This is a genomic window from Vibrio sp. 779(2023) (genome assembly GCF_033344285.1).
GTDB lineage: Bacteria > Pseudomonadota > Gammaproteobacteria > Enterobacterales > Vibrionaceae > Vibrio > Vibrio alginolyticus.
The window spans coordinates 1-1,905 of record NZ_JAWPOM010000058.1 but is presented as its reverse complement, the minus strand read 5'-3'; the positions used below and the strand labels follow the sequence as shown (position 1 = coordinate 1,905).

Genomic DNA, 1,905 nt, shown 5'->3' with positions numbered 1-1,905 from the left:
CTTGTTGCTGGCTTTGCATTTCCACATGTTCGAGTGTGATGCTTTCTTCGCTTGGGAATAGAATCACCGGGTACAGTGATGGATCAGCCAAGCGAGTGAGCAACTCTGCTGGTGGTTGTTTGCGATCCCAGATTGCTTGCTCGACGTTGAGTTGGCAATGCTGTAATAGCTGGCCCGTATTGGTGTCACGAGTTAGCTCATTTGGGTGCATCAATAGCAGTATGTCGTGCTTGCTGGTGAGTTTAGGCACCAGCGAGCAAATACAGTTGAACAGAAAACCGCAATGGGGACACGGTTGTGACATTACAGTCGAACCCCTTCACGAACTGGGCTAATACCATCCGAGAACAGACGAACACCACTGATTTGTTCAGGTGTGGCTGTTGGTGCCATGCGCGAGTTCAGAGGGTAGGTTACGCCAGTGTACTGCATGACATGTTTTGCTGGTGTTGCGCCGCCGCCACTAACATCGAAAATCAGGTCGCGCCAACCGTGCGACGTTTGTTGGCCGAGCATCATTGGGCTTCTTACCAGTGTAATTCGACTGTTGAAGCGCCATTCTTTTTCATGGTTTTCGAACACCAAGAGCGTACAACCGCCTGAGCCGCACCAATCCAATTGAACCAGCAGTTCTTCATTACCATCACCATTGAGATCGTACGTTAACCAGCGGTATTGGTTATTGCTTGGGTCGGTTTGGTGAATGAAGAAGTAGTTACGTACCGCAGCATCGACTTTGGAATCGAAATCGGCACTGGATGGGACGTCAGCACTGCCGATAGGTTGGTCTGCGCGCTTCGCCGCCGGTTGTTGAACGCCTGCATCACGAACGGTTGCTGGGTAAAGCACTAAGCCACCATCGGCGATCGGGTACACCATGCTGCCCACTTTTTCCTTGGTGGCTTTGAGTTGGTTGCCATCGCGCGTAAAGAGTCGCTCAGACATCAAACGTTGTTGCTGGTGGTGGGTCATCACAACTTGAACTTGCGACGGGCTCAACTGTTGCCAGAAGCCGCGTTCCACTAATGGGTCTTGACCGTTTGAGTAGCTGTATTTCGTCGTGGCGCTGTGGTCAGGGTTTAAGGTCATTTGCACCTCAAAACCTTGTGATTGCGTTGAGGTGGCTACATAGGTATTTGCCCAGCTAAGCGTTGCATCAACGTTCGCTGCCATGCCACACCCTTGGTAAGTGTTTCCATCGTGTTTGAGTGTTGCTTTCCAGCCATATAAAGAGTCGCTCATGGTGTCTGAACAGAGGTTTTCCGTCATGCGTAGTTCACCATCATCAAGCCTATAAGTGCGTTGGCGCGGCTGCAGTTGACTGCTTTGAATAGACAGCATTTCGGTGGTTTTACCCATCTGTTGGAACTTAAGCGCATTGGCTTCAAAACTGGCTGCCCAAGACGGCTCGTTGCCAAATACACGCGTCGGTTTTTGCGGTTGGCTGCAACGATTTGGGTTTTCGGTAGTGAGGAAGTTCACTTGCTCAACCACAAAGTTGGCGTCGAAATCCGCAGAGAAACCATCAATGCCCGGAGGATTAAGATGACCGATGACTTCGCCATACATGGTTTGGTACGGTTCATTGCCGAGCTTAATGGCGCGTTGAATTTGTTGTGGTGACAGTTGCAACCAATATTGTTTGTCGCTGCCGCAAGGCATGATGTATTGGCTTTCATGGCCGATGATTACTTTGCCGCGCAACATAAAAGTTTGAGGTTGAATGGTTTCAGGCTTATCTAATGATGCTGGTGGAGAGGTTGGTGTTTCCGCGCCAGATTGTGGCGGTTGCGAACTACATGCTTGCAGAACCAGCAGAGTGGCGAGTGCCACTGGGTTTTTCAAAGCCTTCATGTTATATCTTCCTCATTATTATTACTCAATCGGCATCGGATGGCATTATGG

The 1,905-nt window shown here is 50.0% G+C and carries 2 protein-coding genes; both read right to left on the bottom strand.

Translation table 11 applies throughout. The features are described from left to right. A partial coding sequence (locus tag R8O70_RS24810; RefSeq protein ID WP_318184413.1) for a DTW domain-containing protein occupies window positions 1–304 on the bottom strand: 304 nt, incomplete at its 3' end. Then, on the bottom strand, window positions 304–1,854 hold the full coding sequence (locus tag R8O70_RS24805; RefSeq protein WP_318184412.1) for a hypothetical protein: 1,551 nt from the start codon (window positions 1,852–1,854) through the stop codon (window positions 304–306). The genes R8O70_RS24805 and R8O70_RS24810, both read right to left, overlap by 1 nt. Window positions 1,855–1,905: the final 51 nt, after the last annotated feature.

What these genes read in the sequence shown, in the direction of transcription:
- R8O70_RS24805 (WP_318184412.1), bottom strand. Translation starts at nt 1,854, where the DNA reads ATGAAGGCTTTGAAAAACCCAGTGGCACTCGCCACTCTGCTGGTTCTG.